The 25,707-nt window shown below is 65.1% G+C and carries 18 protein-coding genes; 10 read left to right on the plus strand and 8 right to left on the minus strand.

What is annotated here, in order from left to right:
- Position 1 precedes the first annotated feature (1 nt).
- From napA to HH302_RS16770, 7 genes are all read left to right on the plus strand, one after another.
- Positions 2-2,551 (plus strand): nitrate reductase catalytic subunit NapA, encoded by a 2,550-nt coding sequence (napA, locus tag HH302_RS16740; protein WP_172203392.1) that lies wholly within the window; start codon positions 2-4, stop codon positions 2,549-2,551.
- A 108-nt stretch (positions 2,552-2,659) separates the two neighbouring features.
- Positions 2,660-3,475 (plus strand): ferredoxin-type protein NapG, encoded by an 816-nt coding sequence (gene napG, locus HH302_RS16745; protein ID WP_172203485.1) that lies wholly within the window; start codon positions 2,660-2,662, stop codon positions 3,473-3,475.
- Positions 3,472-4,350 (plus strand): quinol dehydrogenase ferredoxin subunit NapH, encoded by an 879-nt coding sequence (napH, locus tag HH302_RS16750; RefSeq protein ID WP_172203393.1) that lies wholly within the window; start codon positions 3,472-3,474, stop codon positions 4,348-4,350. Before napG ends, napH begins: the two co-directional genes overlap by 4 nt.
- A complete protein-coding gene (locus tag HH302_RS16755) occupies positions 4,347-4,802 on the plus strand; it encodes a nitrate reductase cytochrome c-type subunit (protein WP_172203394.1) in 456 nt (151 codons plus the stop codon). Before napH ends, HH302_RS16755 begins: the two co-directional genes overlap by 4 nt.
- Before the next feature lie 70 nt (positions 4,803-4,872).
- Positions 4,873-5,514, plus strand: coding sequence for a NapC/NirT family cytochrome c (locus tag HH302_RS16760; protein WP_371814729.1), 642 nt, complete (start codon positions 4,873-4,875; stop codon positions 5,512-5,514).
- Positions 5,515-5,721: 207 nt separating this feature from the next.
- Positions 5,722-7,533, plus strand: coding sequence for a GspE/PulE family protein (locus HH302_RS16765; protein WP_172203396.1), 1,812 nt, complete (start codon positions 5,722-5,724; stop codon positions 7,531-7,533).
- Between the two features lie 178 nt (positions 7,534-7,711).
- Positions 7,712-7,864 carry a hypothetical protein gene (locus tag HH302_RS16770; RefSeq protein WP_172203397.1) on the plus strand — a complete coding sequence of 51 codons (153 nt, stop codon included), beginning with the start codon at positions 7,712-7,714 and terminating at the stop codon, positions 7,862-7,864.
- Between the two features lie 22 nt (positions 7,865-7,886).
- Here the strand turns inward: HH302_RS16770 and HH302_RS16775 are convergent, their stop codons facing one another.
- From HH302_RS16775 to HH302_RS16785, 3 genes are read right to left on the minus strand one after another with little or no spacing between them, the layout of a single operon-like run.
- A complete protein-coding gene (locus HH302_RS16775; protein WP_172203398.1) occupies positions 7,887-12,806 on the minus strand; it encodes a PAS domain S-box protein in 4,920 nt (1,639 codons plus the stop codon).
- Positions 12,803-15,001 (minus strand): PAS domain-containing protein, encoded by a 2,199-nt coding sequence (locus tag HH302_RS16780; protein WP_172203399.1) that lies wholly within the window; start codon positions 14,999-15,001, stop codon positions 12,803-12,805. The genes HH302_RS16775 and HH302_RS16780 overlap by 4 nt, the downstream gene beginning before the upstream one ends.
- Positions 15,002-15,008: 7 nt before the next feature.
- Entirely contained in the window at positions 15,009-16,103 is a 1,095-nt protein-coding gene (locus tag HH302_RS16785; RefSeq protein ID WP_172203400.1) for a two-component system response regulator, read from the minus strand.
- 403 nt (positions 16,104-16,506) lie between these two features.
- On the opposite strand from HH302_RS16785, the gene HH302_RS16790 reads away from it, so the two are divergent.
- Positions 16,507-16,665, plus strand: a complete 159-nt coding sequence (locus tag HH302_RS16790) for a hypothetical protein (protein ID WP_172203401.1) — start codon at positions 16,507-16,509, stop codon at positions 16,663-16,665.
- A 72-nt stretch (positions 16,666-16,737) separates the two neighbouring features.
- Here HH302_RS16790 and parC read toward each other — a convergent pair whose 3' ends face one another.
- Positions 16,738-19,137, minus strand: coding sequence for a DNA topoisomerase IV subunit A (gene parC / locus HH302_RS16795; RefSeq protein WP_172203402.1), 2,400 nt, complete (start codon positions 19,135-19,137; stop codon positions 16,738-16,740).
- Between the two features lie 169 nt (positions 19,138-19,306).
- Here parC and HH302_RS16800 point away from each other — a divergent pair, with 169 nt between their 5' ends.
- Positions 19,307-19,789 carry a glycine zipper family protein gene (locus HH302_RS16800; RefSeq protein WP_172203403.1) on the plus strand — a complete coding sequence of 161 codons (483 nt, stop codon included), beginning with the start codon at positions 19,307-19,309 and terminating at the stop codon, positions 19,787-19,789.
- An 86-nt stretch (positions 19,790-19,875) separates the two neighbouring features.
- Positions 19,876-20,625 carry a TerC family protein gene (locus HH302_RS16805; RefSeq protein WP_172203404.1) on the plus strand — a complete coding sequence of 250 codons (750 nt, stop codon included), beginning with the start codon at positions 19,876-19,878 and terminating at the stop codon, positions 20,623-20,625.
- A 73-nt stretch (positions 20,626-20,698) separates the two neighbouring features.
- On the opposite strand, the gene HH302_RS16810 is transcribed toward HH302_RS16805, so the two are convergent.
- The 4 genes from HH302_RS16810 to HH302_RS16825 form a co-directional block, all read right to left on the minus strand.
- Complete coding sequence (locus HH302_RS16810) at positions 20,699-21,481, minus strand: carbohydrate-binding protein (RefSeq protein ID WP_172203405.1); 783 nt, start codon at positions 21,479-21,481, stop codon at positions 20,699-20,701.
- A 137-nt stretch (positions 21,482-21,618) separates the two neighbouring features.
- A complete protein-coding gene (locus tag HH302_RS16815; RefSeq protein ID WP_172203406.1) occupies positions 21,619-22,407 on the minus strand; it encodes a carbohydrate-binding protein in 789 nt (262 codons plus the stop codon).
- A gap of 271 nt (positions 22,408-22,678) precedes the next feature.
- A complete protein-coding gene (locus HH302_RS22790; RefSeq protein WP_172203407.1) occupies positions 22,679-24,679 on the minus strand; it encodes an ATP-binding protein in 2,001 nt (666 codons plus the stop codon).
- The gene (locus HH302_RS16825) at positions 24,676-25,671 is read right to left on the minus strand and encodes an ABC transporter substrate-binding protein (protein WP_172203408.1); all 996 of its coding nucleotides are present in this window, start codon (positions 25,669-25,671) and stop codon (positions 24,676-24,678) included. Before HH302_RS16825 ends, HH302_RS22790 begins: the two co-directional genes overlap by 4 nt.
- Between the last annotated feature and the right edge of the window lie 36 nt (positions 25,672-25,707).

Raw genomic sequence — 25,707 nt, forward strand, 5'->3', positions numbered from 1 at the left:
CATGTCACTGAACAGACGCGATTTCATCAAGGCCAACGCCGCTGCAGCGGCCGCTGCATCCGCAGGTGTAAGCCTCGCGGCCCCGAAGGCTGCGCCGGCTACGGCCGAGCCGGTCGACAACACGCTGCGCTGGGACAAGGCGCCCTGCCGTTTCTGCGGCACCGGCTGCTCGGTGCTGGTCGGCGTACAAGGCGGGCGCGTCGTGGCAACGCAAGGCGACCCGGACGCGGAAGTGAACCGCGGGCTCAACTGCATCAAGGGCTACTTCCTGTCGAAGATCATGTACGGCGCCGACCGCCTGACGACGCCGCTGCTGCGCAAGAAGAACGGCGTATACGACAAGAATGGTGACTTCGTGCCCGTGTCGTGGGACGAAGCCTTCGACATCATGGCAAGCAAGTGGAAGGCTGCCATCAAGGAAAAGGGCCCCACATCGATTGCGATGTTCGGCTCGGGCCAGTGGACGATCTTCGAAGGCTACGCGGCATCGAAGCTGATGAAGGCCGGTTTCCGCTCCAACAACCTCGACCCCAACGCGCGCCATTGCATGGCCAGCGCGGTGACCGGCTTCATGCGCACCTTTGGCATGGACGAGCCGATGGGCTGCTACGACGACATCGAGAACGCCGATGCCTTCGTGCTATGGGGCTCGAACATGGCGGAGATGCACCCGATCCTGTGGACCCGCATCACCGACCGCCGCCTCTCGCACCCGAACTGCCAGGTGCATGTGCTGTCGACCTTCGAGCACCGCAGCTTCGAACTCTCGGACAACGGCATGATCTTCACGCCGCAGACCGATCTGGCGATTCTCAACTACATCTGCAACCACATCATCCAGTCGGGCAAGGTCAACAAGGCCTTCGTGCAGAAGAACGTTAACTTCAAGCGCGGCGAGACCGATATCGGTTACGGCCTGCGCCCCAATCACGCGCTTGAGAAGGACGCGAAGTTCAACGGCTACCCGGGTGCCGACGGCAAGCCGAAGAACAACCCGAATGACGCGACGCCGATCACCTACGACGAGTTCGCGAAGTTCGTCTCGGAATACACGCTGGAAAAGGTCAGCAAGCTCTCGGGCGTGCCGGCCGAACGGCTCAAGAAGCTTGCCGAGCTGTACGCCGATCCGAAGACGAAGATCGTGTCGTTCTGGACCATGGGCTTCAACCAGCACACGCGCGGCACGTGGGTCAACAACATGATCTACAACGTGCACCTGCTGGTCGGCAAGATCTCGGAGCCGGGCAACGGCCCGTTCTCGCTGACCGGCCAGCCCTCGGCCTGCGGTACCGCGCGGGAAGTCGGCACCTTCGCGCATCGCCTGCCGGCGGACATGCTGGTGACCAACCCGGACCACCGCAAGCACGCGGAAGAGATCTGGCAACTGCCGGAAGGCACGATCCCGGACAAGATCGGCCTGCACGCCGTGGCGCAGAGCCGCGCGCTGAAAGACAGCAAGATCAAGTGCTACTGGACCAGCACGACCAACAACATGCAGGCCGGGCCGAACATCAATGGTGAGATCTACCCCGGCTGGCGAAATCCGGAAGCCTTCGTCGTGGTGTCCGACGCCTACCCGACGGTGTCTGCGCTGTCGGCCGACCTGATCCTGCCCGCGGCGATGTGGACCGAGAAGGAAGGCGCCTTCGGTAACGCCGAGCGCCGCACGCAGTTCTGGCGCCAGCAGGTGCAGGCGCCGGGTGAAGCACGCTCCGACCTGTGGCAATACGTCGAGTTTTCAAAGCGCTTCAAGGTCGAAGAAGTGTGGCCGGCCGAGCTGATCGCGAAGAAGCCGGAGTACAAGGGCAAGACCTTGTACGACGTGCTGTACGCGAACAAGGTGGTCAACAAGTTCCCGGTCAGCGAGCTGGAGAAGGTCAACGGCCACGCGATCAAGGGTTACACCAACAACGAGGCCAAGGCATTCGGCTTCTACCTGCAGAAGGGTCTGTTCGAGGAGTACGCACAGTTCGGCCGCGGCCACGGTCACGACCTTGCGCCCTTCGACGCGTATCACAAAGCACGCGGCCTGCGCTGGCCGGTGGTGGACGGCAAGGAGACCTTGTGGCGCTACCGCGAGGGTTACGACCCGTATGTGAAGAAGGGTGAGGGCATCAAGTTCTACGGCCAGAAGGACGGCAAGGCGGTGGTCTTCGCGCTGCCGTACCAGGATCCGCCCGAGAAGCCGGACGCCGAGTTCGACATGTGGCTGTGTACCGGCCGCGTGCTGGAGCACTGGCACACCGGCACGATGACGCGCCGCGTCGCCGAACTGCACAAGGCGGTGCCCGAGGCCACGATCTTCATGCACCCGGACGACGCGAAGAAGCGCGGCCTGCAGCGCGGCATGCGCTGTAAGGTCATCTCGCGCCGCGGCGATATCGTCGCGTTGCTGGAAACCCGCGGCCGCAACAAGCCGCCGATGGGGCTGATCTTCATCCCCTTCTTCGACGAAGGCCGACTGGTCAACAAACTCACGCTGGACGCCACCTGCCCGATCTCCAAGCAGACGGACTTCAAGAAGTGCGCCGTGAAGGTGGTGAAAGCCTGAGCCCAAGTGAACCGATGAAGCGCGTTGCACGCCATTGATCCCGTAAGCGCCCGCCGCACGGATCTACGCCAGCAAGGCGCCCATCACCCACTCGACCGATCGCCCGCCATCGTGAGCCCAAGCGCACGCACCGCCTTCGACCGCCGCCGCTTCCTGCAGACCGTTGCAGGGGCGGCCGGTGGCGCTTGCGTGCTCGGTCTGGGCCTCGGGCTGTACGCGCGGCAAGCCCGCGCATTGCCCGCCACTGCACTGCGCCCGCCCGGCGCGCTGACGGAGGCTGATTTCCTTGCGAGCTGCGTGCGTTGCGGCCTGTGTGTGCGCGACTGCCCCTTCGACACCTTGAAGCTCGCCACGCCGGGCGACACCGTTGCGAGCGGCACACCGTACTTCGAAGCGCGCAAGGTGCCGTGCGAGATGTGCGACAACATCCCGTGCGTAAAGGCCTGCCCCACCGGCGCGCTCGACCACGGGCTGAGCGACATCAGCAAGGCACAGATGGGGCTGGCCGTGCTGATCGACCAGGAGCACTGCCTCAACTTCCTGGGCCTGCGCTGCGACGTGTGCTATCGCGTATGCCCAGCCATCGACAAGGCGATAACGCTGGAGACGCGGCACAACCCGCGCAGCGACCGCCACGCGATGCTGTTGCCGACCGTACATTCGGATGCCTGCACCGGCTGCGGCAAGTGCGAGAAATCCTGCGTATTGCCCGAAGCTGCCATCAAGGTGCTGCCGCGCAAGCTGGCGCAGGGCGCGCCGGCGGCGCACTACCGCAAAGGCTGGGAAGAACGCGAAAAGGCTGGCCATTCGCTGATCGGCGAACAACTCAAGTTGCCGGTACGCGGTCGCGACGATGTGGCCGCGCCGGCCATCAGCGCCGACAAGGCTGCGGGCGAATCCCTGCCCGCGGGGTGGTCGCCATGAATAACGTAGGCACCCCAGCCGTTGCCCGCCCGCTCGGCGCTGAAGCGATCGCCGACAAAGGCTGGTGGCTTGCGCACAAATGGCTGCTGCTGCGCCGTGGCTCGCAGCTCGGTTTGGTCGCGCTGTTTCTGCTTGGGCCGCTGGCGGGCGTCTGGATCGTCAAGGGCAACCTCGCGTCCAGCCTCACGCTGGGCGCGCTGCCACTCACCGATCCGCTGATCCTTGCGCAGTCCGCGGCGGCCGGTCATCTGCCCTATCGCAGCGCGCTGATCGGCGCGGCAATCGTGCTCGCCTTCTACCTGGCCGTTGGTGGCCGCCTGTATTGCAGCTGGGTCTGCCCGGTCAACCTCGTTACCGATGCGGCCGCTGCGCTGCGCCGCCGGCTCGGGCTCAAGGGCGGACGCGTGCCACCGGAAGCGACACGCCGCTGGCTGCTGGCGGTCGTGCTCGTCGTCTCGGCGCTGACCGGCACGATCGCGTGGGAATGGGTCAATCCGGTCACGATGCTGCATCGCGCGCTGGTGTTCGGCGGCGGACTCGCCTGGGGCATCGTCGCAGCAGTGTTTACGTACGATCTGTTGGTCGCGCCGCGCGGCTGGTGCGGCCATCTTTGCCCTGTCGGCGCCTTCTATGCGCTGCTGGGGCGCACGGCCATCGTGCGTGTGAGCGCCAACAAGCGCCACGCCTGTGACGACTGCATGGACTGCTTCACAGTCTGCCCCGAACCTCAAGTAATCCGGCCCGCGCTCAAAGGCGAAGGCCAAACCCATCCACTCATCCTGGCGCCTGCCTGCACCAGCTGCGGCCGCTGCATCGACATCTGCAGCAAGGACGTTTTCGCGATGACGACCCGATTCAACAGGAGCGAATCATGACAATCAGAAAAGTAGCCTCTCTTTGCCTCGCGCTGGCCGCCACGCTCGCCTTCGCCCTGCCGATCCAGGCCGCCGATACACCGGTCGCCGTAAAGAGCCTGCGCGGCACCGACGTGATCGGTCCGTCGCTCGAACCCGATGTGCCCAAGGTGCCGAACGATCGCGGCGCACTGCCGCGCGACTTCGTGCAGCAACCCCCGCTGATCCCGCACGATATCCGCGGCTACCAGATCACGAAGAACTTCAACAAGTGCCTCGACTGTCACGCCTGGAATCGCGCCCAGGAAACCGGCGCGACGAAGATCTCCGTCACCCACTTCCGCGATCGCGATGGCCACGAGCTCGCCGGCGTATCGACGCGGCGCTATTTCTGCGTGCAGTGCCATGTGGCGCAGACCGACGCGAAACCGCTGGTGGCCAATACCTTCCAGAAGTCGACCGGTCTGCAGTAAGCCCACCCACACCACAGGAGGACGCATGAGCGAACAACAACAAAGCGTGCCGCGTCGCGTCTGGACCCGCATGCGCGCTGCCGGGCTGGGCCTCGTCGCGATGGTTTTCGTAGCCGGCATCGTGTTCTGGGGCGGCTTCAACACCGCGATGGAATGGACCAACCGCGAGCAGTTCTGCATTTCGTGCCACGAGATGCAGGAGAACGTCTTTCAGGAATACCGCAACACGATCCACTACCAGAACCGCACCGGTGTTCGCGCCACCTGCCCCGACTGCCATGTGCCGAAGGAATGGGTGCCTAAGATCATCCGCAAGATCCAGGCCTCCAACGAAGTGCTGCACAAGATCCTCGGCTCGATCGACACGCCGGAGAAGTTCAACGCCAAGCGTCTGACGCTCGCCCAGCACGAGTGGGCGCGGATGAAGAAGAACGACTCGCAGGAATGCCGCAACTGCCACAACTTCGCCTACATGGACTACGCCGAACAAGGCCGCCGCTCTTCGCGCATGCACCAGGACGCCTTCACCAAGGGCATGACCTGCATCGACTGCCACAAAGGCATCGCGCACACGCTTCCTCCGGTTGAACAGGCAATCGGCGCCGACAAGAACGGCGCACCGCCCGAGGTGTTCCACCCGCCGGTACAGACGCCCGCAGTAACGTCAGCAAACGGAACGGCAACCGAAGGCAGCGCACCCGCAAGCCACTAGCATCAAATACTGCCCACGACACGGGGGATGCCACGGCATCCCCTTTTTCTTGGGCGGACTACTCCGCGGCGGGAGGGTCTCGAATGCGGCCTGTATGCTGGTACGGGTGAACATCTGGTCATGCATGTTGCGACATCGCGTTGATCAAGCGGGCGCACAATCAGGCAGACTACTCGCCACCGCGACACGAAAGCAGTCCGACATCACATGGCAACAGCCCAGTCCGAGCGCCAGCACCCACCGCACCACACCGCTCATGAAGAACGTCTGACGCTCAAGCGCGTGCTGAGCATGCTCAAAGCGGACGGCCACGTCGGCGCAGAGGATGCGGAGCTGCTGCTGGCGGAGCGCGGGGGGCGGCATACGCCGCAGCATCCGCTGGTAGTGGTTGCGGAGATGAACTGGAAGTCGCGCCAGCCGCCGCACAAGCTGCTCGATCTGGAATCGCTGACCGAGTGGCTCGCGGGGGCGCTGGGCATCGCCTACATGCACATCGATCCGCTCAAGATCGACTTCTCGGCGATCACCAGCGTGATGTCGAATGCCTACGCGACGCGGCGGCGGGTGCTGCCGGTGGCGGTGACGGCGCGCGAAGTGGTGATCGCGACGGCAGAGCCGTTCCAGCGCGAGTGGGAGAAGGAGCTGCAGCCGATCCTGCGCAAGGAGATCCGCTGTGTGCTCGCCAACCCGCTGGATATCGAGCGCTATCAGGTGGAGTTCTACAACCTCGCACGCTCGGTCAAGAACGCCACCACGACCGGCGGCGCCGCAGGCATCGCGAACCTGGAGCAGTTGGTCGAGCTCGGGCGCACGAACCGCCAGTTCGATGCGAACGAGCAGCACATCGTGCACATCGTCGACTGGCTGTGGCAGTACGCCTTCGAGCAGCGCGCATCGGACATCCATATCGAGCCGCGGCGCGAGGTGGGTCTCGTCCGCTTTCGCATCGACGGCGTGCTGCATCAGGTCTACCAGCTTCCGATGTCGGTGCTCAGCGCGATGACGAGTCGCATCAAGCTGCTCGGCCGCATGGACGTGATCGAGAAACGCAGGCCGCAGGATGGCCGTGTGAAAACGCGAACGCCGCAGGGCAGCGAGATCGAGTTGCGCCTCTCGACACTGCCAACAGCGTTCGGCGAAAAACTCGTGATGCGGATCTTCGACCCCGAAGTGCTGGTGCGCAACTTCTCGGAACTGGGGTTCGGCGAGGAAGACCAGGCGCGCTGGAATGCGATGGTGCGCCAGCCCAACGGCATCATCCTGGTCACCGGCCCAACCGGCTCGGGCAAGACCACCACGCTGTATTCGACGCTGAAGCACCTCGCCACGCCGGAGGTAAACGTCTGCACGATCGAAGATCCGATCGAGATGGTCGAGCCCGCGTTCAACCAGATGCAGGTGCAGCCGTCGATTGACCTGGGCTTTGCCGACGGCGTACGCGCGCTGCTGCGGCAGGACCCGGATATCATCATGATCGGTGAGATCCGCGACCTGGAGACCGCCGAGATGGCGATCCAGGCCGCGCTGACCGGCCACCTCGTGCTCTCGACGCTGCACACCAACGATGCGCCCGCTGCGATCACCCGCATGCTCGACCTGGGCGTACCACCCTACCTGCTGAGCGCGACCCTGCTCGGTGTGATGGCGCAACGACTCGCCCGCACGCTGTGCCCGCACTGCAAGCAGCCGGCGCCGCCTCAGGAAGACGAGGGCGCGTTGTGGGATGCGCTTGTCGCGCCCTTCCGCGCCAACCGGCCAGCGCAGATCTACCGCCCTGTCGGCTGCCTCGAGTGCCGAATGACGGGCTATTCAGGCCGCATCGGCTTGTACGAGATCCTGCTGATGAACCCGTCGCTGCGCGCACTCATTACACGCGAGGCCGACATCGCCGCGCTGCGCACGCAGGCCTACCGCGACGGCATGAAACCGCTGCGCGTTTCGGGTGCGGCCAAAGTGGCCAGCGGCACAACAACGCTGGACGAAGTGCTCAAGGTGGTGCCGCCGGCATCCGACGGCTGAGAATTCGCATCACGTAACGTATCGCCGAGCGGCCGCGATACACACCGTGACAATGCGGCCGCTGCGCCCCGCTGGGCGACCTACATTGAGGTCAGGGCGCAGGGCTTCCCTCCCATGCGCCTCTCTCGCCAGGAACCTTCTTCCGGCGCGAAACAGCCTGCTGAGCTGGAGGCCCGCCATGACACATCCCACCCTGTTTCGCCAACGACAAGCCCGGCGCGCCGACCTGCCAAGCTGGCTGCTAAAGCCCGGAAAGCTCGCCAGTGCCCTGACCATGTTGATCATCGCCGCATTCGGTCTGGGCCAGGTGGCCGTACTCAGCGCACTCTGAGCGTGCGGAGGCGTCGCCGTGATCAGGCCGCTGATATGCCTGCGTCCGTCGCCGGCAGCAATGCCGCAGCCGATTCAAAATCGTATGCCTGCAGGCGATCGATCAGGGTGTCGTAGCGCGGCCCGAGCGCCGGCCGCAACAGATCCGCCTGACGACGGCACAGGGCCAAGGCCTGCGCATCACTTTCAAGCAGTAGCTGTCTCAACTCGGCGAGGACTAGCGCAGCAGCGTCGGACATTGCTGGCGCCGCTTTCGGGGCACCAAGCACCGCGTCCACCAGCGCAGCGAGGTGACGTTCGAACTCGGGCAAGACCCGCTCGGTGCCCTGAACGCCATCCTCGGCACCGGGCTTCACCGCATGTTCCAGCGCACCGGCACATTCGGCCAGCGCGCGCGCGCCTAGGGTGGCCGCCAAGCCTTTGAGGGTGTGTGCCACGCGCATCGCGTCCTCAGTCTCTCCGCGCGCAAGCAGGTCGGTGAGCAGGTGGACATCGTCACGATGCGCAAGCACGAATCGCCCCATCAGATCCGCGTAGCGCTCGGCGCGTCCCCGCATCGCGGCAACGCCCTGCGACACATCTACACCCTGCACAGCACCGAGCCGCGCGAGCAGTGCCGCCGCCGTGTCGCTGAGCGCGCCCTCTGGCGCAGGCGCGCTCGGGCTCGGCGCCTGAGCCGCGGGTAGCCAGCGCCGCAGGGTGGCGATCAATGCCTCCGGGTCGACCGGCTTGGCGATGAAGTCGTTCATGCCGGCCTGCAGGCACGCGTTGCGATCTTCGTCGAAGGCGTTCGCCGTCATCGCAATGATCGGCAGGGACTGCTTGTCTGGCAGCGCGCGGATTGCGGCTGTCGCTTCAAGGCCGTCCATCTCCGGCATCTGCACATCCATCAGGATCAGATCGAACGCGTGGGCACGCACTTGCTCCAGCGCGATGCGGCCGTTCTCGGCGGTCTCCACCTGCACGCCGGTCTCGCTCAACATGTCGAGCGCCACCTCGCGATTCAGAGCGCTGTCTTCCACCAGCAACACGCGGCCGCGCAGCATCTGCTCAGGCTGGGCGCCACGCTCGTTTGCCGCGCCGTCGCTCGCCACATGGCCCACACGCTGCAGCCGCACGGTGAACCAGAAGGTGCTGCCGTGGCCCGGTTCGCTCTCGACACCCGACTCACCGCCCATCAGCGCCGCCAACCGGCGCGTGATCGCCAGGCCCAGACCGGTGCCACCGTGGCGCCGCGTGGTCGAGGCGTCGGCCTGTTCAAAAGCGGTGAAGAGCCGATGCTGTGTCGCGGCGTCAATGCCGATGCCGGTGTCGCTCACTTCAAAGCGCGCCAGCACCCAATCGCCATCGGTGTCGAGCAGCCGCGCCCGCAGCACGACGCCGCCATGCTCGGTGAACTTGATCGCGTTGCCAGCGTAGTTGAGCAGCGCCTGCCGCAAGCGCATGGCGTCGCCACGCAGCGCGGTGGGCATCGAGTGCAGTTCGGTCTCGAGCGTCAGCCCCTTGGCCGCTGCGGCTTCGGACACCATCGCACGGACCTGGTCGAGCAATTCGCCGGTGGAGAAGTCCTGCTCCTCCAGCACCATGCGCCCGGCCTCAATCTTCGACAGATCGAGGATGTCGTTGATGATCGCCAGCAAGTGCTTTGCCGCCCCGTGCACCTTGTCGAGCCGATCGGCGAGGCGCGGCGTGCTGGCTTCGTTGCGCATCAGGTAGGTCAGCCCGAGGATCGCGTTCATCGGGGTGCGGATCTCGTGGCTCATGTTGGCGAGGAAGGCGCTCTTTGCCAGGCTGGCCGCCTCCGCCGCCGCACGGGCCTGCTCCAGCTCTGCTGTGCGCGTGGCGACGAGCACCTCCAGGTGGTGGCGATACGCATCAAGCTCTTCACCCATGCGTTTCTTCTGCGTGATGTCTTCCTGCACGCTGACGTAGTGGGAGATTCGGCCGTCCGCGCCGCGCAGCGGTGTGATGACGGCAAACTGCACCAGTTCGCTGCCGTCCTTGCGCCGGTTGATGAGTTCGCCCTTCCAGCTCAGCCCACGTGCGAGGGCGGCTTGAATCGCCTCGTGCACAGCCGCGGCTGTGCGGCCCGAATGCAGGAGGCGTGGCGTTCTGCCCAGCACCTCCTCGCGCGCATAGCCGGTTGTCTGGACGAAGGCGTCGTTGACGTACTCGATGCGCTGGGCGAGATCAGTGATCAGGATGGATTCCGGGCTCTGTTCAACCGCCAGGGCCAGCTGGCGCAGCTGATCCTGCACCGCCTCGCGTGCAGTGACGTCCTGCAAGGTGCCAACCGATCGCATCGGCTGCCCGGTTGCCGTATAGCGTGTTTCGCAGCGGGCGTGCACATGCTTGATGCGGCCATCAGCCATGCAGATGCGGTGCATCTGGTCGTAAGGCGTGCGTTCAGCAAGCGCGTTCGAATAGGCGTTTTCGATGCGCGCACGGTCATCGGGATGGACGCGCGCAAAGAAGTCCGCGTAGGCGACATGAGCCCCACGGTCGATCTCGAAGATCCTGTACGTTTCGTCGGACCACCACAGATCGCCACTGATCAGGTCGAGCTCCCATCCGCCAATGTGCGCCACGCGCTGTGCTTCGGAGAGCCTCGCCTCGCTCTCCCGCAGTGCTTCGGCGGCATGCACACGATCAGAGATGTCCTCGCTGAAGATCATGATGCCGCCGATCGCACCGTCCGGGCCGCTCCAGGGACGCACCACCCATTTGAGCCACTGGACCGAACCATCCGCGTGCTCGTAACGGTCCTCGTCCGCCTGAACAACCTCGCCGGCCAGCGCGCGCCGGTGAATCGCGCGCCAATGCTCCGGCATATCGGGGAACAAGTCGTAGTGCGAGCGGCCGGTAAGGCCGACTTCGTTCAGTTGATAGTCGTTCAGCCAGCGACGGCTCGCCGCGAGGTAACACATCTGACGATCGAACATCGCGAGCGCGGCAGGCGCGTGCTCGACGAAGAGTTGCAAGCGGGCTTCGCTCTCGCGCAAGGCCGCCTCGGTATGCTTGCGTTCGGTCACATCCAGGTTGATGCCCGCCAGTCGCACCGCCCTGCCCTCAGCGTCGAACTGTGCGCTCCCCTTGGTATGCATCCAGCGCTCGCTGCCGTCCGAGCGGCGGATGCGGAACTCCGCCTCGTACGGCACCCCCTGCTGCAGATGCGCCGCGCGCCGCGCGTCGACCATCGCGAGGTCATCGGGGTGCACCAGGGCTCGCCATTCAGCCTCGGTGTGCTGGCCATCCCCTGTGACCCCGTACAAGCGTTCGAACTCGGGCGACCAGTACATGCGGTCACTCGCGAGATCCCATTCCCATAGGCCAACATGGGCACCTTCCTGCGCCAGCAGCAAGCGCTGCTCGCTGGCACGCAGCGCGTCGGCCGCCGCTTCGATGCGCGCACGTGCGGCGAGCGCGTCTTCCATCAGGTTGAGCGCCGCAATCCTGGCGTCCTGCTGCTCGGCGACGGCGGCGCTCTGCATGTCGCGCATCGCCTGCGCGACACGCTCGCGCTCGGTGATATCGTCGAAGGCGGCGAGCACACCGTCATCCAGCGCTACGGCGTGAATCCTCACAAGACGCTCCGAGCCGTCCGCGCAGGTAACGCTGTATTCGTCATCGCTCGGATCGCGCTCTCCGGCCATCACCGCACCCCATCGCGCGATGGCGTCCGCCCGGTAGGCCGGATCTGGATATGCGAGTCGATACCAGTCGTCGAGGGTTGGCACTTGATCGCGGGTATAGCCGAACGCGCGCACAAACTCTGCGTTGATTGCGCGCATCTGGCCGCTGGCGTCCGCAAAGCCTAAGGGCAGGGGCGCCTTGTCAAAGAGGTGGCGGAAGCGGGCTTCGCTCGCACCCAGCGCGGATTCGGCGAGCTTGCGATCCGTAATGTCCTGCACGGTGCCCTGCAAGGCGACGATTCTTCCCGCCTCGTCACGCAGCGGCTCACCCCGCGTGGTCACCCAACCGCGGCGCCCGTCGGCGCGCACGATCTCGGCATCAAGCTCCCATGGCACGCCTTCGCGCGCACCTCGGGAGATCGCATCGGAAACGCGCACCCAACTGTCCGGCGTGAAGAGCGCCGCAAGCTCCTGCATCGTCGCCGCAGGTGCCCCGGACGGGAGACCGAAAATGCGATTCATCTGCTCGCACCATTCCGCGCTGTCACGCAGAAGATCGCGCCGCCAGCTGCCGATGCCCGCAACCCGCTTGGCGTCCTTGAGTGCCTGCTCGCTGCGCTGCAGGGCCAGCGTGGCCCGCTTGATTGCGTCGATATCCTCCACCACCGAGATGAAGTAGTCCGGTTTGCCATCGCGCCATACCAGCGACACGCTCAGACGAACCCACACCGCGCGCCCATCCTTGCGCAGATAGCGTTTCTCGATGGTGTAGTTGTCGATCTCGCGCGCCAGCATGCGTTGCGCCGCGACGAGGTCTGGTGCGAGATCATCCGGATGCGTGAGCATCTGGAAAGTCCGGGCAAGCAGCTCGCTTTCCTCGTAACCCACGATGTCGCAAAGCTTGCGATTCACCCGCAACCAGCGGCCATCTGGCGCGACCAGCGCCACACCAACCGCGGCCTGTCGAAAACTTGCCTCGAAACGCGTATCGGCATACTCACGCGAACGCTGGATGCGGGCGTTCATCACACCAACCATCGCCGCCACGGCCAAGAAGAGCAAGGCGGGCACCAGCGTTGTCGTCCATCCGGCGCCGGGCGGTACGAACACGGCCCAAACCATAAGGACGCTGAGCCCGCTCGCGAGCAGCCCACCGGCCATACCCGCCACGCACACGCTGACGCACACCGCGGGAAAGAACAGGAACCAGCTGTGCGGCGCGAGCCAGGGCCACAGCACCCATTGGACTGCCAGCGCGGCCAAGGGTGGAACAGCGGCCAGCAGCAGGCGGCGTTTGGGGGCAACGATCATTCGCCGAACTCCTGCCGAACGACGTCCGCAAAGCCCACCGAATAGGGGGGCTCCTCGCCCAGCCGGGCAGAGAGCGCGTTGATGCGCCGCTTGAGCTCAACCATGTCGAGCTCGCGCCCGATCATCGCGCGGTTGAAGCGCTCAAGCTCCTCGTTGCGCGCACGCAAGACTTCCGCTTGTTGCTGCAGGGCTTCCTCACCGCGTTTGCGCTCGGTGATATCTGAGATGGTGCCTACGATACGTGCCGGACTACCGTTCGGATTCCAGAGGACGACCTTGCCCTTGGCGTGGACCCAGCGGATCGCACCCGACTTCGTCGTCATGCGGTAATCAAACTCGCTGCCGAGTGTCTCGCCGCGCAGGTGAGCCTCCATCGCCGCAAGAACCCGCGCCCAGTCGTCCGGATGCACCAGACGCTGGAAGAACGCGAGATCGGCGGTCACTTCATCCGGTGAGTAGCCAGTCATCTCGTAATAGCGGGGAGAAAGGTCCGCGACACCCGTCACAAGGTCCCAGTCCCATACGCCGTCGTGCGTGGCCTCGAGCACCAGGCGAAGCCGCTCGGCCGCGGTGCGTGCAGCCTCTTCAGCGGTTTTGCGCGCCGAGATGTCGCGCGCAATGCCGCACACCCCGACCACCGCGCCAGTGGCGTCACGCAACGGACTCTTCACGGTCAGAAAGGTCCGCATCTCGCCCCCGACGGGCAGCGTTTCTTCGAAGGATTCGCTCTCCCCAAGCTCCATCACACGCCTGTTGTCGGCGATTTGCCGCTCGGCGATCTCCGGGGAAAACAGAGCATGCTCGTCCCGCTCGATGACCTGATCGGCCGTCTTGCCGAACGTATTGGCAGCTGCCCGGTTGAATAGCGTGAAACGCCCATCCCGGTCGAGCGCGAAGATGCAGTCTTCAGAGTGGTCGACGATCGCTTCGAGCAAACCGAGCACGGTGAGCCGCTCGCGCTGCGCTTGTGCTTTGGTGGCCGATACGACGAGTTGCTGTCGCTGACGCTGCAAGGCCAGGTAAGCGGCCGCCACAACCAGCGCAAAGAGTCCGGTGAAGACAATCCACACGCCCTCTTTCGTCGCTTCCTTGTAAAGCTCGGTGGTGTCTTGCTTGGTGAGCAGAAACCACTCGCTGCCCTCGATCTGCCGCACAACGCCAACGGCCGCGACGCCACGGTAATCCTGCCCGTACTGCACTGCACCGAGCGTGCCGGCTTGATCCAGATCCGGCAGCCGCCCGGTCCCCGCCGCCGAACGCACCAAGGCGGCACCGCCGGGGCGACCGCGCAATTCGCTGAGGTAGAGCACATCCTTGCCGTCGCGACGGACCAGCAGCGTTTCGCCGCTATCACTCGGCACCGGCCAGCTCTGCAGCGTTGGCAGCAGCCAGGCCTCGGGTTTGAGATGCAGGACGATCAGCGGTGTATCGCGGTCCGGTTGGCGCGAGCCGGCCAGCGGTGCGACGAAGTCCAGCCTGAGCTTGCCGCGCACACCACGGTAGGGGCCAACCCGAGCGATCTTGCCGTCCGCATGGACGCTGGCGATCGCTCGCGCCAGTTCGTCGGCGACTTGCTGAGGGGCGTCGCCGGAGCCCCATATCCGTTTGCCGTTGGCGTCGAACAACGAAACCCCCGCAAAGCCACGGCTATCAGCCAGCCAGGCCAGCCGTCGCTTCAGGGTTTCGCCAGCGCTCATGTCTTGTTCGAGCTGCCAGCGCTGGTAAAGATCGGCGAAGAACTGGCTGCTCTGCACCAGGGCTGCATCGCCGATCGTGCGCTCGCGCACCCAGTCCGACACCTGGCGGGTGCGGAAATCGGCGATCGCCTGGAGTCGCTCGAGCTCGATTGCCTTGTGTTGTTGAATCGTCGCCGCAACCGCCGCAGCCGTCACCGCAACGATGAAGCTTGCGATGAAGAGAAACGGGCGGATTGTGTGCGACGAAACTGGGTCGGCTGTGGCGACGCCGCCGTCAGCACTTGAGATCCAGCGCCGCAAGAGAAGCCAAAGCAGTGCCGATGTAACCAGCACGAACACCCAACCCTTGATCGCGCTGATCAGCGCCAACGCCCCGGGATCGCGAACCAGCAGCGCGAGCACCCCATCCGACAGAAGAATCCAGAGCCCGGCCACCACCGCGTAGCTCAGCACGACTCCGAGGATGTCGAGTTGCGAGAGTGAGCGCGGCGCGGTCATGGGCGTATCAGTCGCTGTCCTGATGGTGCCTCGCGATGCCGACAAAATCGTCAAAGGCATCATCGAACACATCGACGACATCGGGGTCGAAGTGGCTGCCTCGCCCGCCGAGAATAATGTCGTGCGCTTCGTCGAAGCTGAACGGCGGCTTGTACACCCGCCGTGTGATCAGCGCATCGAACACGTCGGCCAGGGCCATCAATCGCGCCGACACCGGAATCGCATCGCCCGCCAAACCAGCCGGATAGCCGCTGCCGTCCCACTTCTCGTGATGCCCGCCGGCGATTTCCTTTGCGACGGACAGGAAGGCCACCGGCTGGTCCACGTCGCGCTCGGCCAGCTCGATCGCTTCCACTCCAAGCCGCGCATGGGTCTTCATGATCTGCCATTCATCCGGCGAGAGTGGGCCGGGTTTGCGCAGGATCGCATCCGGAATGCCGACCTTGCCAATGTCGTGCAGGGGCGCCGAGCGTGTCAGCAGGTCGATGTAGCGGGCGTCCAGCGTGTCACGGAAGCGAGAGTGGTCGCTGAGCCGCGTGGCAAGGGTGTGTACATACGCCTGCGTGCGCAGGATGTGGTTACCGGTTTCCGGGTCGCGCGTCTCAGCCAGGTGTGCCAGCGCGCGGATCGTGACCAGCTGGGTCTGGTCGTTCTCGTGCATGCGGCGCGAGACTTCCGCCTCAAGCCAGGCGTTCTGCCCGGCGAGGCGGTCGCGCGCCTGTTTGAGTTCAAGCTGGGTTCTCACCCTCGCCAGCAGCAGCGGCGGCACGATGGGCTTGGCGAGGTAATCGACGGCGCCCGCCTCCAAACCGCGCAGTTCGTCTTCGATCTCGCCCATCGCAGTCACGAAGATCACCGGGATCCCAGCGGTTACCGGATCGGCACGCAAGCGGGCAAACACTTCATGGCCATCCATGCCCGGCATCATCACGTCGAGCAGCACCAGATCGGGCTGTGGCGCACTGCGCGCGACCGCCAGCGCGCGCGCGCCGGACGTCGCAGCCCGCACCCGGTAGTGGGGCTGCAGCAGCTCGGCGAGCAGATCGAGGTTCTCGGCTGCGTCGTCGACGATGAGTACCGTGGCGCCCGGGGGTTTGAGCATGGTCGGCCTGACTCGGTTATGGCTGGGGCAGGAACGCGCCCCGGCCGTCATTCAATTACGGCCCTCGGTGGAAATCCTTGACCATTGACAGGTGCGATACCTCGCGCCCCGCAGGCCGACGACTCCGCGTTCGCGCAACCGCTTACGAAGCCAGCCAGGATGCGCCACTCAGTAAGTTTGACGCACGAAGCTATTGCACCCTGTTCAGCGGCTGACGCATTCCTATACTTCGGAAGCCCCAAGAGGGCGCAACAGGCAGTACCCGCAGCCCCCCCACCCGGCATGTCCTTGCCCGCGCTGCCTGCTCCCAAACCAGTACTGGAGGACCACTCACACTCAACCTGTGGCTTGAGATGCCTACGGCTGACCGTAACATTTCGGCCCCGAATCGGAGGTACGCGACATGGCTACGCTAAACCTGATTCAACGCGAACTCGCGCGCTCGGATCTACCCGCCTGGATGGTCAAACCGGGGAAAGCCGAAACCTGGGTCACTGCCCTGCTGGTCGCGGGTTGGGGGCTTACTGCCGCAAGCATGTTCCTCTCCGTGATGAGCCCATGACGAAAAAAGGCCGCGCCGCGGATTGCTCCGGGACGCGGCCTCTGTCGGCATCTGGACGATCGCGATCTCGACCTATTGCATCGCCGCCGGCTTCACTTTCGGCGCAATTGCACTGCCCTTGCGCGCCCGCTTGCCAACGCAGGCCTGCAGCGCAACGCCCTTCACCTCCACCGCGATCTCCTTGCCGCCGCGGCCGATACCGCTGACGGTGACCACCGGCTCCGCCGGGCAGGCGACCGCATTCAGCGTTTCCTTGTCGTCCAGGCCCATGACGATCACGCCGCGGCCGCGCGGCATCACCTTCATCTCGGCGCGCGGGAACCACAGCAGGCGGCCGTTGGCCGACGCAGCAGCTATCCACTCGCCTTCGCAGGACACCGGGCGCAGCACTTCTTCCTTGTCTTCCAGCGTCATGAAGGCTTTGCCGGCGCGGTTGCGGCCGGCAAGTTCGGACAAGGTGGTGATGAAGCCGTAGCTGCCGGAGTTGGCGAAGAGGTATTCCTTCGCCGGGTCGCCCGAGAGCGCCTGCGCCACGCGTGCGCCGTTCTGCAGTTCGATCAGCGTGGTGATCGGCACGCCGTCGCCACGCCCGCCGGGTAGATCCTGGATGCGCACCGAGTAGGCGCGGCCCTGGGTGTCGATGATCAGCAGCGGCCAGGGCGTGCGCGTCTCGATCACCGCGAATTCGCCGTCGCCGGACTTGTAGGTCAGCGCCGCGCGGTCCACGCCGTGACCCTGGCGCGCGCGTACCCAGCCGTTGCGCGAGAGGATCACCGTGACCGGCTCGTCGAGCACCGGCGCTTCGGCCGCCACCACCGCCTGCGCGGCTTCGATCAGCGTGCGGCGGTCGTCGCCAAACTTCTTCGTATCCTCGACGATTTCCTTGAGGATCAGGCGCGTCATCGCGCCGCGGTCTTCCAGCAGCTCAACCAGCTTGGCGCGTTCGACGCGCAGTTCGGCCAGTTCCGACTCGATCTTGATGTATTCGAGCCGCGCCAACTGGCGCAGGCGGATCTCAAGGATGTCCTCGGCCTGGATCTCGCTGAGCTTGAAGCGCGCCATCAGCTCGGCCTTGGGCTCCTCGGCCTCGCGGATCACGCGGATCACCTCGTCGATATGCAGCCAGACGATGGCGCGGCCTTCGAGGATGTGGATGCGACGGTCGACTTCGCCAAGGCGGTGCCGCGTGCGGCGCTCGACGGTGTCGAAACGGAACGCGATCCACTCATGCAGCACCGCCAGCAAGCCCTTCTGCGCCGGGCGGCCGTCGCGGCCGATAACCGTGAGGTTGATCGACACCGAGGATTCGAGCGAGGTGTGCACCAGCAGCACCCGCATCAGCTCCTCGGGGTCCTGCGTGCGGCTCTTGGGTTCGAGCACCAAGCGCACGGCCTCCTTGTCGGAGGATTCGTCGCGCGCGGTATCGAGCACGCCCAGCACCAGCGCCTTGGTCGCCTTCTCCTCTGCGGAGACTTCCTTCTTGCCGGCTTTTGGCTGCGGGTTGGTCAGTGCCTCGATTTCGGAGAGCACCTTGGAGACCGACACGCCATGCGGCATCTCGTTGACGATGATGCGCCAGGCACCACGCGCAAGCGGCTCGACACGCCAGCGCGCGCGCATCCGCAGGCTGCCGCGGCCGCCGGCGTAAGCGTCGCGCAGCGCTTGCGGCGGCGAGATCAGCTGGCCGCCGCCGGGGAAGTCCGGCCCCGGCAGCAGCGCCATCACGTCATCCAGCGTTGATTCCGGCTTCTTGATCAAGAGCTGCGCCGCGGCCGAAACCTCGCGCAGATTGTGCGGCGGGCATTCGGTCGCCATACCGACCGCGATGCCCGAAGCGCCGTTGAGCAGCAGCATCGGCAGGCGTGCCGGAAAGAGCTTGGGCTCCTGCCAGGCGCCGTCGTAGTTGGGCACGAAATCCACCGTGCCGCGGTCGATCTCGCCGAGCAGCAGCTCGGCCAGCGGCGTGAGGCGCATTTCGGTGTAACGCATGGCCGCCGCGCCATCGCCGTCGCGCGAACCGAAGTTGCCCTGGCCGTCGATCAGCGGGTAGCGCAGCGTGAAGTCCTGCGCCAGCCGCACCGCCGCGTCGTACACCGCGGTGTCGCCGTGCGGGTGCAGCTTACCGATCACGTCGCCGACCACGCGGGCACTCTTCACCGGCTTGGCGCCGGGCGTGAGCCGCATTTCGTGCATCGAGTACAGGATGCGGCGCTGAACCGGCTTCATGCCGTCTTCCACCTGCGGCAGCGCACGGCCGCGCACCACGCTCATCGCGTAGGCGAGGTAGGCGCGCTCGGCAAACGCGGCGATCGGCAGGTGATCGTCGGGCAGTTCGGTGAGCGTGGGCGGCGGCGGTGGCGCCGGTGGTTCAGCCGGCGCTTCGGCTTGCGGCTCGACCACCTGTTCGGCATCGCTGCCAAAGAGGTCGAGCTCTGGATTGTTTTCGGTGCCGGTTTCGGGCTCGTTGTGCATGGGCTAAGGCATCTGCTGCGGAAACAGCCGCGATTATCGCAGGTTGGTGGCGCCTGCCCGCAGTGGATGTGACGTGGCGCAGAGCTCGCCGCGGGAACGCGGCGCTATGATTCCACCTGAACCCGCGCCGCCTCTTGCCTTGCGCGGCAACCCGTAGGGAGACCCGAACGTGAAGACACGCCTGAGCGCAGTTTCCATTGTCCTGTTGTGCCTTGCCGGCCCCGCCACGGCCCAGCAGTTCGTGTACCCCGCAAAGGGGCAGTCGGCGGAGCAACAAAAGAAAGACGAGGCCGAGTGCTACACCTGGGCCGTCGGCCAAACCGGGTTTGACCCCGCCAAGCCGCAGCAGGCTGCCGCCCCGGCGCCCGCGCCTGCGCCGGCGCCCGCCCCGAAAGGCGGCCGGGTCCGTGGTGCGGCAGCGGCGGCCACCGTTGCGGCGGTCACCGACCACGATACCGGCGATGCGGCAGTGGCCGGCGCAGTGGCTGGCGGTGCGGCGCAGCGCGGGCAGAAGCGCCAGCAAGCGGCTGCCCAACAACAGCAGGCCGCCGCCCAGCAACAGGCTGCGCAGCAGCAGGCATCGAGTCAGAACAGCGCCTTCAACAAGGCGCGTGCGGCCTGCCTCGAAGGACGCGGCTACACGATCAAGTAAGCCGAACTGGCATACTCCGGCGGCCGTTCCGCAGCACGCGGAGCGGCCGTTTTGCTTTGTAAGACGCCTGCCGGAGATACCCGACCATGGAATGGCTTACCGACCCCAACGCCTGGGTTGCCTTGGCCACGCTGACCGCACTAGAGATCGTGCTCGGCGTGGACAACATCATCTTCATCTCGATCCTCGTCGGCCGCCTGCCGGAAAGCCAGCGCAACGTAGCGCGGCGCCTTGGGCTGCTGCTCGCGATGGGCACGCGAATCGCCCTGCTGGCCTCGCTTGCCTGGATCATGCAGCTGAAGGACCCGCTCTTTGTTGCGCCGTGGTTTGATCGTGGCGTCTCGGGGCGCGACCTGATCCTGATCGGCGGCGGCCTGTTCCTGCTCTGGAAGAGCGTGCACGAGATCCACAACTCGCTGGAGGGTGAAGAAGAGGATCAGCACGCGGGTGCCGCACGTGCGACCTTCGCATCGGTGCTGATCCAAATCGCGATCATCGACATCGTGTTCTCGCTCGATTCGGTGATCACTGCGGTCGGGCTCGTGAGCAACCTGTCGATCATGGTCACCGCGATCGTGGTATCGGTTGGCGTGATGATGTTTGCCGCGAAACCGATCGGCGAGTTTGTCGACCGTCACCCGACGGTGAAGATGCTCGCGCTCGCATTCCTGGTGCTGGTGGGCGTCACGCTGATCGCCGAGGGCTTCGGCACCCATGTGCCGAAGGGCTACATCTATTTCGCGATGGCGTTCTCGGTGTGTGTCGAGATGATCAACATCCGCCTGCGCAAGCGGATCAGCGCACCGGTGCATCTGCGCAAGGATCTGCCGGACTGATACAGCCACGGCCGCCTCGGCAACAAAAAAGCCCCGCACTGGCGGGGCTTTTTGTTTGAACCAAAGCGCTTGATCACTGTTGCTGTACGCGGACCACATAGTTGCGGCCGTAGTTGTTGTCCCAGTAGGTCTGGCCGTTGACGGTGTAGCCCACTGCGTACTCGATGCGCGTCGCGCCAGCCGGCAGGCTCAGGCCGTATGCCCATTCCTCGACGGCATATTGGTTCGGGTTCGTGGCGCTGCTGTAGTAACTACGCCAGAAGTCACCGTTCCAGACCGCCCAGGCCGTCTGCGTGGTTTGCCAGCCGTCGGTGGTGTAGCGGATCTCCACCTGACGACTGGCGCCGATGTTCCGTACGCTGACGCTGCCATAGTAGCGGTTGCCATACACCGTAACCGGGTTGCCGGTATCGACAAAGCGCGCCAGCACCGGCGCCGACGGGATCAGGCTGCCTGAATCCTTCGCCTGGCGATAATTCTGCCCACCGTTGTTGTCCCAGTACTCAACGCCATTCACCTTGTAGCGCAGCGCGAATTCCAGATCCCAGCTGGCGTAGGTCGGGCCGGCGTCATTGCTGTCCGTGAAATTGCCCGCCCACACTTCGCGGCCGCTGTCCGCCGGGCGGCTGTAGGCCAGCGGCACGTCGATCCAACTGCCGTCCGGCTTCTTCAAGTGCACGTACACCTGCTTGGCGTAGGCGATGTTCTTGACGAGCACTTCAAAGCGGACTGATTGCAGCCCCACCTGGTAGTAGGCCGATACCGTGCTCTGGGAGCGCAGCAGCTTGATTTCGTCGGCCGCCATGGCCGCTGTGCAAGCGATGAGCGCAGCAAGCGCGATGAGAATTCGTTTCATGATTGCCTCCTGGCAGGGGCGTGAGCGCGCCTCGCCGGGCGGGCGCTGACTTCACGCGGATCGAAACGGGTGCATCGGCGATGCACCCGGGGCCGCGCGCGACACGGCAAGCCGTGTCACGCGCGGGTCAGGCGGGATCAGTTCTGCTTGAGCGGCTGCAGGTAGTTGCGGCCGAAGTTGTTGTCCCAGTAGGTCGTGCCATTGACGATGTAGCCGACGGCAAACTCAACCTTGGTCGCGGTGGTGCCAACGTCCAGCTCGTAGTTCCATTCTTCCGAGCCGTACTGGTTGGGATTGGGCGCGCTGCTGTAACCACCGAACCAGAAGGTGTTGCTGAACGTGGCCCAAGCCGTCTTGGTGGTCTGCCAGCCATCGGTCGAATAGACCACCTTGACCTGCTTGTTCGGCGAGAGGTTCTTCAGGGTCACGCTGCCGTAATAGCGGCCACCATAGATCCAGGCCGGGTTGTTCAGGTCATAGATGCGGGCAAGCACGTTCGTGCCAAACAGCATGCTGCCGGTGTCGCGGCCCTGCTTGTAGTTCTGGCCACCGTTGTTGTCCCAGTACTCGGTGCCGTTCACCACATAGCGCAGCGCAAATTCCAGATCGAAGGTCTTGAAGCTCGGGCCGGTGTTGGTGTCGTTGGGGTCGGTGTAGCTGCCAGCCCAGACCTCACGGCCCGCATCGGCGGCACGCTGGTAGGAAAGGGCGACATCCGTCCAGCTGCCGTCGGGCCGCTTGAGGTGCACGTACACCTGCTTGGCGTAGGCAAGGTTCTTCAGGATCGCTTCAAACCGGATGCTCTGACTGCTGATGCCGTACTTGGACGAGACCGTGCTCTGCGAACGCAGCAGCTTGATCTCGTCTGCCGCGAAAGCCTGCGCGGCGATCAAAAGCCCTGCCAGGGCAATGAACAGTTTCCTCATGATGACCTCTGTATTTTGGTTGGGGGGAAAGCGTTCTTCGACGCTTGCGAGCGACAGGGGTACGTGTCGCTTGCAGGCAGGAGTGTGCCGGCGGCCGATCCGACGCCTTGTCGGAAACTGCGCTTTTCGCGCGAACCGCACTAGAAGATTTTTATGACCCGAACGGGATATTCAATTTGACTTGTGCGGCGCAACAAGTCTGTTGTGGTGGCGCCACGCGTCATACCACGGACATGCGCAGGCTTTCGCGAAACCCGCGCCAGGCTTTGCGCTAGGCGTTTGGCGTCGCGTCGGGAGCGACGAGCGGGATGGTCACGACGAAGCAGGTCCCCTCGCCCGGTGTGCTCTCGACATCGATCCGCCCGCCCAGCACGCCGCTGACCAGGTTGTAGACGATACTGAGGCCAAGACCACTACCGCCGCGACCGAGCTTGGTGGTGAAGAAGGGGTCGAAAATCCGCTTGAGTTGCTCTTGCGGAATCCCGACACCGTCGTCGCGGCACGACAGCGCGCAGTCGCGCGACCCGCTGCGCGCGGCAGTGATCCGCAGATGGCCATGCTCGCGATCTTCGAACGCATGGATCAGCGCGTTGTTGATGAAGTTGGTGATGATCTGGCCGAGCGGACCCGGGTAGCTGTCCAGCACGACGTCATCTTCCAGAATCAGTTCGATCTCGACACCCTGGTGCCGCATCACCGGCGCCATCGTGGCGACCACTTCGCGCACCGTGGTCGCCAGATCGAACTCGCGGCGTTTCTCACTTACGCGATCGACCGACACCTGCTTGAAACTCGCCACCAGCTCGTGCGCCCGCTCAAGGTTGCGCACCAGCAGACCTGCCGCATCGCTGACGTTGTTGGCGTAATCGACGAGCGAGGAGCGGCGTAACTGGTTCTCCGCCACATCGCGTTGCAGCTGGCGCGACTGCGCCATCAAGGTACTCGCCACCGTCACGCTGTTGCCGATCGGCGTGTTGAGCTCATGCGCAATGCCCGCCACAAGACCACCCAGCGCAATGAACTTCTCGGACCGGATCAGCTCATCCTGCGCAAGCTGCAGTCGCTCGAGCGCCTGGCTCAGTTCCGCCGTGCGCGACTGCACACGCGCTTCGAGCGTCGCATTGAGCGATTCCAGCGCGGCACGCGATTCGCGCAGGCGCAGATCGCCATGCGCAAAGGCGCGCGCGAGCTGGCCGATTTCACCGCTGGCGCCAGTTGGCAGAATTGCCTGTTCGCCGGTGCCGATGCGTTCCGCCGCATCGGTCAGCTGCACGATCGGCTTCGCGATGCGGGTCGACACCAGCCACGCAGCCCCGACGATCAGCATGGTCACCATGAGCCCGAGCGCCATCACGGCCGTCGTAACCCGGGCATAGGGTGCGAAGTAGACCGAGGTCGGTTCGGCCAACGCAAGGCGCCAAGGCGCGGTATTCAGCGCCACCACGGCGACGCGCTCGTCAGCGCCATCGCCGTTGATATCGGCCCAGCTCACCCCATCGACCAGCGCCGCGGGCTGGCGCGCCAACACCGACAGATCGCTCGCAACCCTGCGCTCCGCCTTGAGGCGAGCCACACTGGCGCGGTCGGCCCCATACACCACGCGCCCCTGCAGGCGACCATCCTCGCCGTGGGCGATCGCGACGCCGGCACTGTCGAACAACACGCTGAAGCCGCCGCCCGCATCGCGCGCCTGGTCACGTCGCACAAACTCCTGCAGCCGTGCCGCCGAGATCCGCTGGCGCAGCACGCCGACCACGCGACCACCGCCATCGTGAATCGGCACCGATGCCCATAGCGTTGCACCGTCGGCGTCGAAGAACGGGCCGGCGAGACTGGGCATGCCGGAATCGACCGTCTGACGGAACCAGAGGTTGTCGGCCTCGCTGGCGCCAACCCGGCCAAGCTCGGTGTCGACCATCACACGGCCGTCTCGATCGAGCAGCGCGGCGGAACCGACATGGATCGGATCCTTGATCACGGTGTTGCGCAGCGTTTCCACCAGCTCCGAGATCAACAAGGCACGGCGCTCATCGTCGGCGGCGAGGTAGCGCCGCAGCGCGGGAAGGTGGCTATCAGCACGCAGGCCGTCCAGGGTGGCCGCGGCAAAGGTATCGACCGCCGCCGCAACTTCGCCCGCCCGCACCAGCAGCGCATGGTCCTCCTGCTCCGCCCGCGCGTACTCGTTGGCGCGCAGCGCGATCCAGCCGGCCACGTAGAGCGGCACGAGCGCGACCAACGCGAGCGTGACGAGAAGCTGGCCGCGGATCTTCACGGCAGCATGCGCAAATCAATCAAAGAGGCCGGCTCCGGCCTCCGGATCAGGTAGCCGCGCGAAATGAAGTGCTGGATGTACTGATCGGCCACATGAACGATCGAACTGTCGGTGTCGCCGTGGCGGAACTTCGCGCGGTTCTCCGCCACCCCCAACAGCTTGATGCCATCGCGGCTGACGTCGTTGGTGCGCCCCTTGAGCAGCACCAGAAGGCGCTGGTCACCCTCGGCCGGATGGCTGTCCCACCAGGCAAGCGCGCGAAACCAAGCAGCCACGACTGCCCGCACGGCGTCCGGCCTTGATTCGATGACCCCGAGGCGGAAGATCAGCCCGTCCACGATCAGCCCCGGTGTATCCGCGCTTGAAAACACGGCCTTGCAGCCGCTGTTCCGCGCCATCGAGACATAGGGCTCCCAACTATGACCGACGTCGACTTCGCCCCGTTTAAGTAGCTCGGGCACCGACGACGCATCCGCATTGACCAGCTTCACATCATCGAACGACAGGCCGAAGCGCGCGAGATAGCGCAACACCAGCAGCTCACCGAAGCCACCGAGCGAGGTGCCGATGCGTTTGCCGCGCAGGGCCGCAGCATCGGCGAAGGGCTCGCGTGCGAGCAGGACGTCACCACCGGCCGATTCGTCCGACGCAAGCACCATGCGGATGTCGGGCGATGTTCGCGTCAGCGTGATGACATCGCCCAAGGATACGCACACGCCGTCGTAGCTGCCCGCCGAGAAGTCACTCAGGAGCCGACGGGTATTTTCCGGCAGCGAGATCTCGACCTCGATCCCTGCTGCCTTCAGGTAGCCCAGCTCGCGTGCGAGCAGCAGCGGGTAGTAGCCGGCCCACAGGTCGATCGCGATCCGCAGCGGTGGCGCCGCGCGCACCGGCGCCTGTCGATCACAGCCAGCCAGCGCGACCGCCGCATAGCAGAGCGCGGCGCGCAAGGCGCTGCGGCGTGTCGGCGAAACGGTTTTTCCTGCTGGCATCCCTGTGGCCTTGGCTCCCCTTGTCACCTGTAGGAC

This window comes from Niveibacterium sp. COAC-50, from assembly GCF_013184235.1.
In the GTDB taxonomy this organism is placed as follows: Bacteria; Pseudomonadota; Gammaproteobacteria; order Burkholderiales; family Rhodocyclaceae; genus Niveibacterium; species Niveibacterium microcysteis.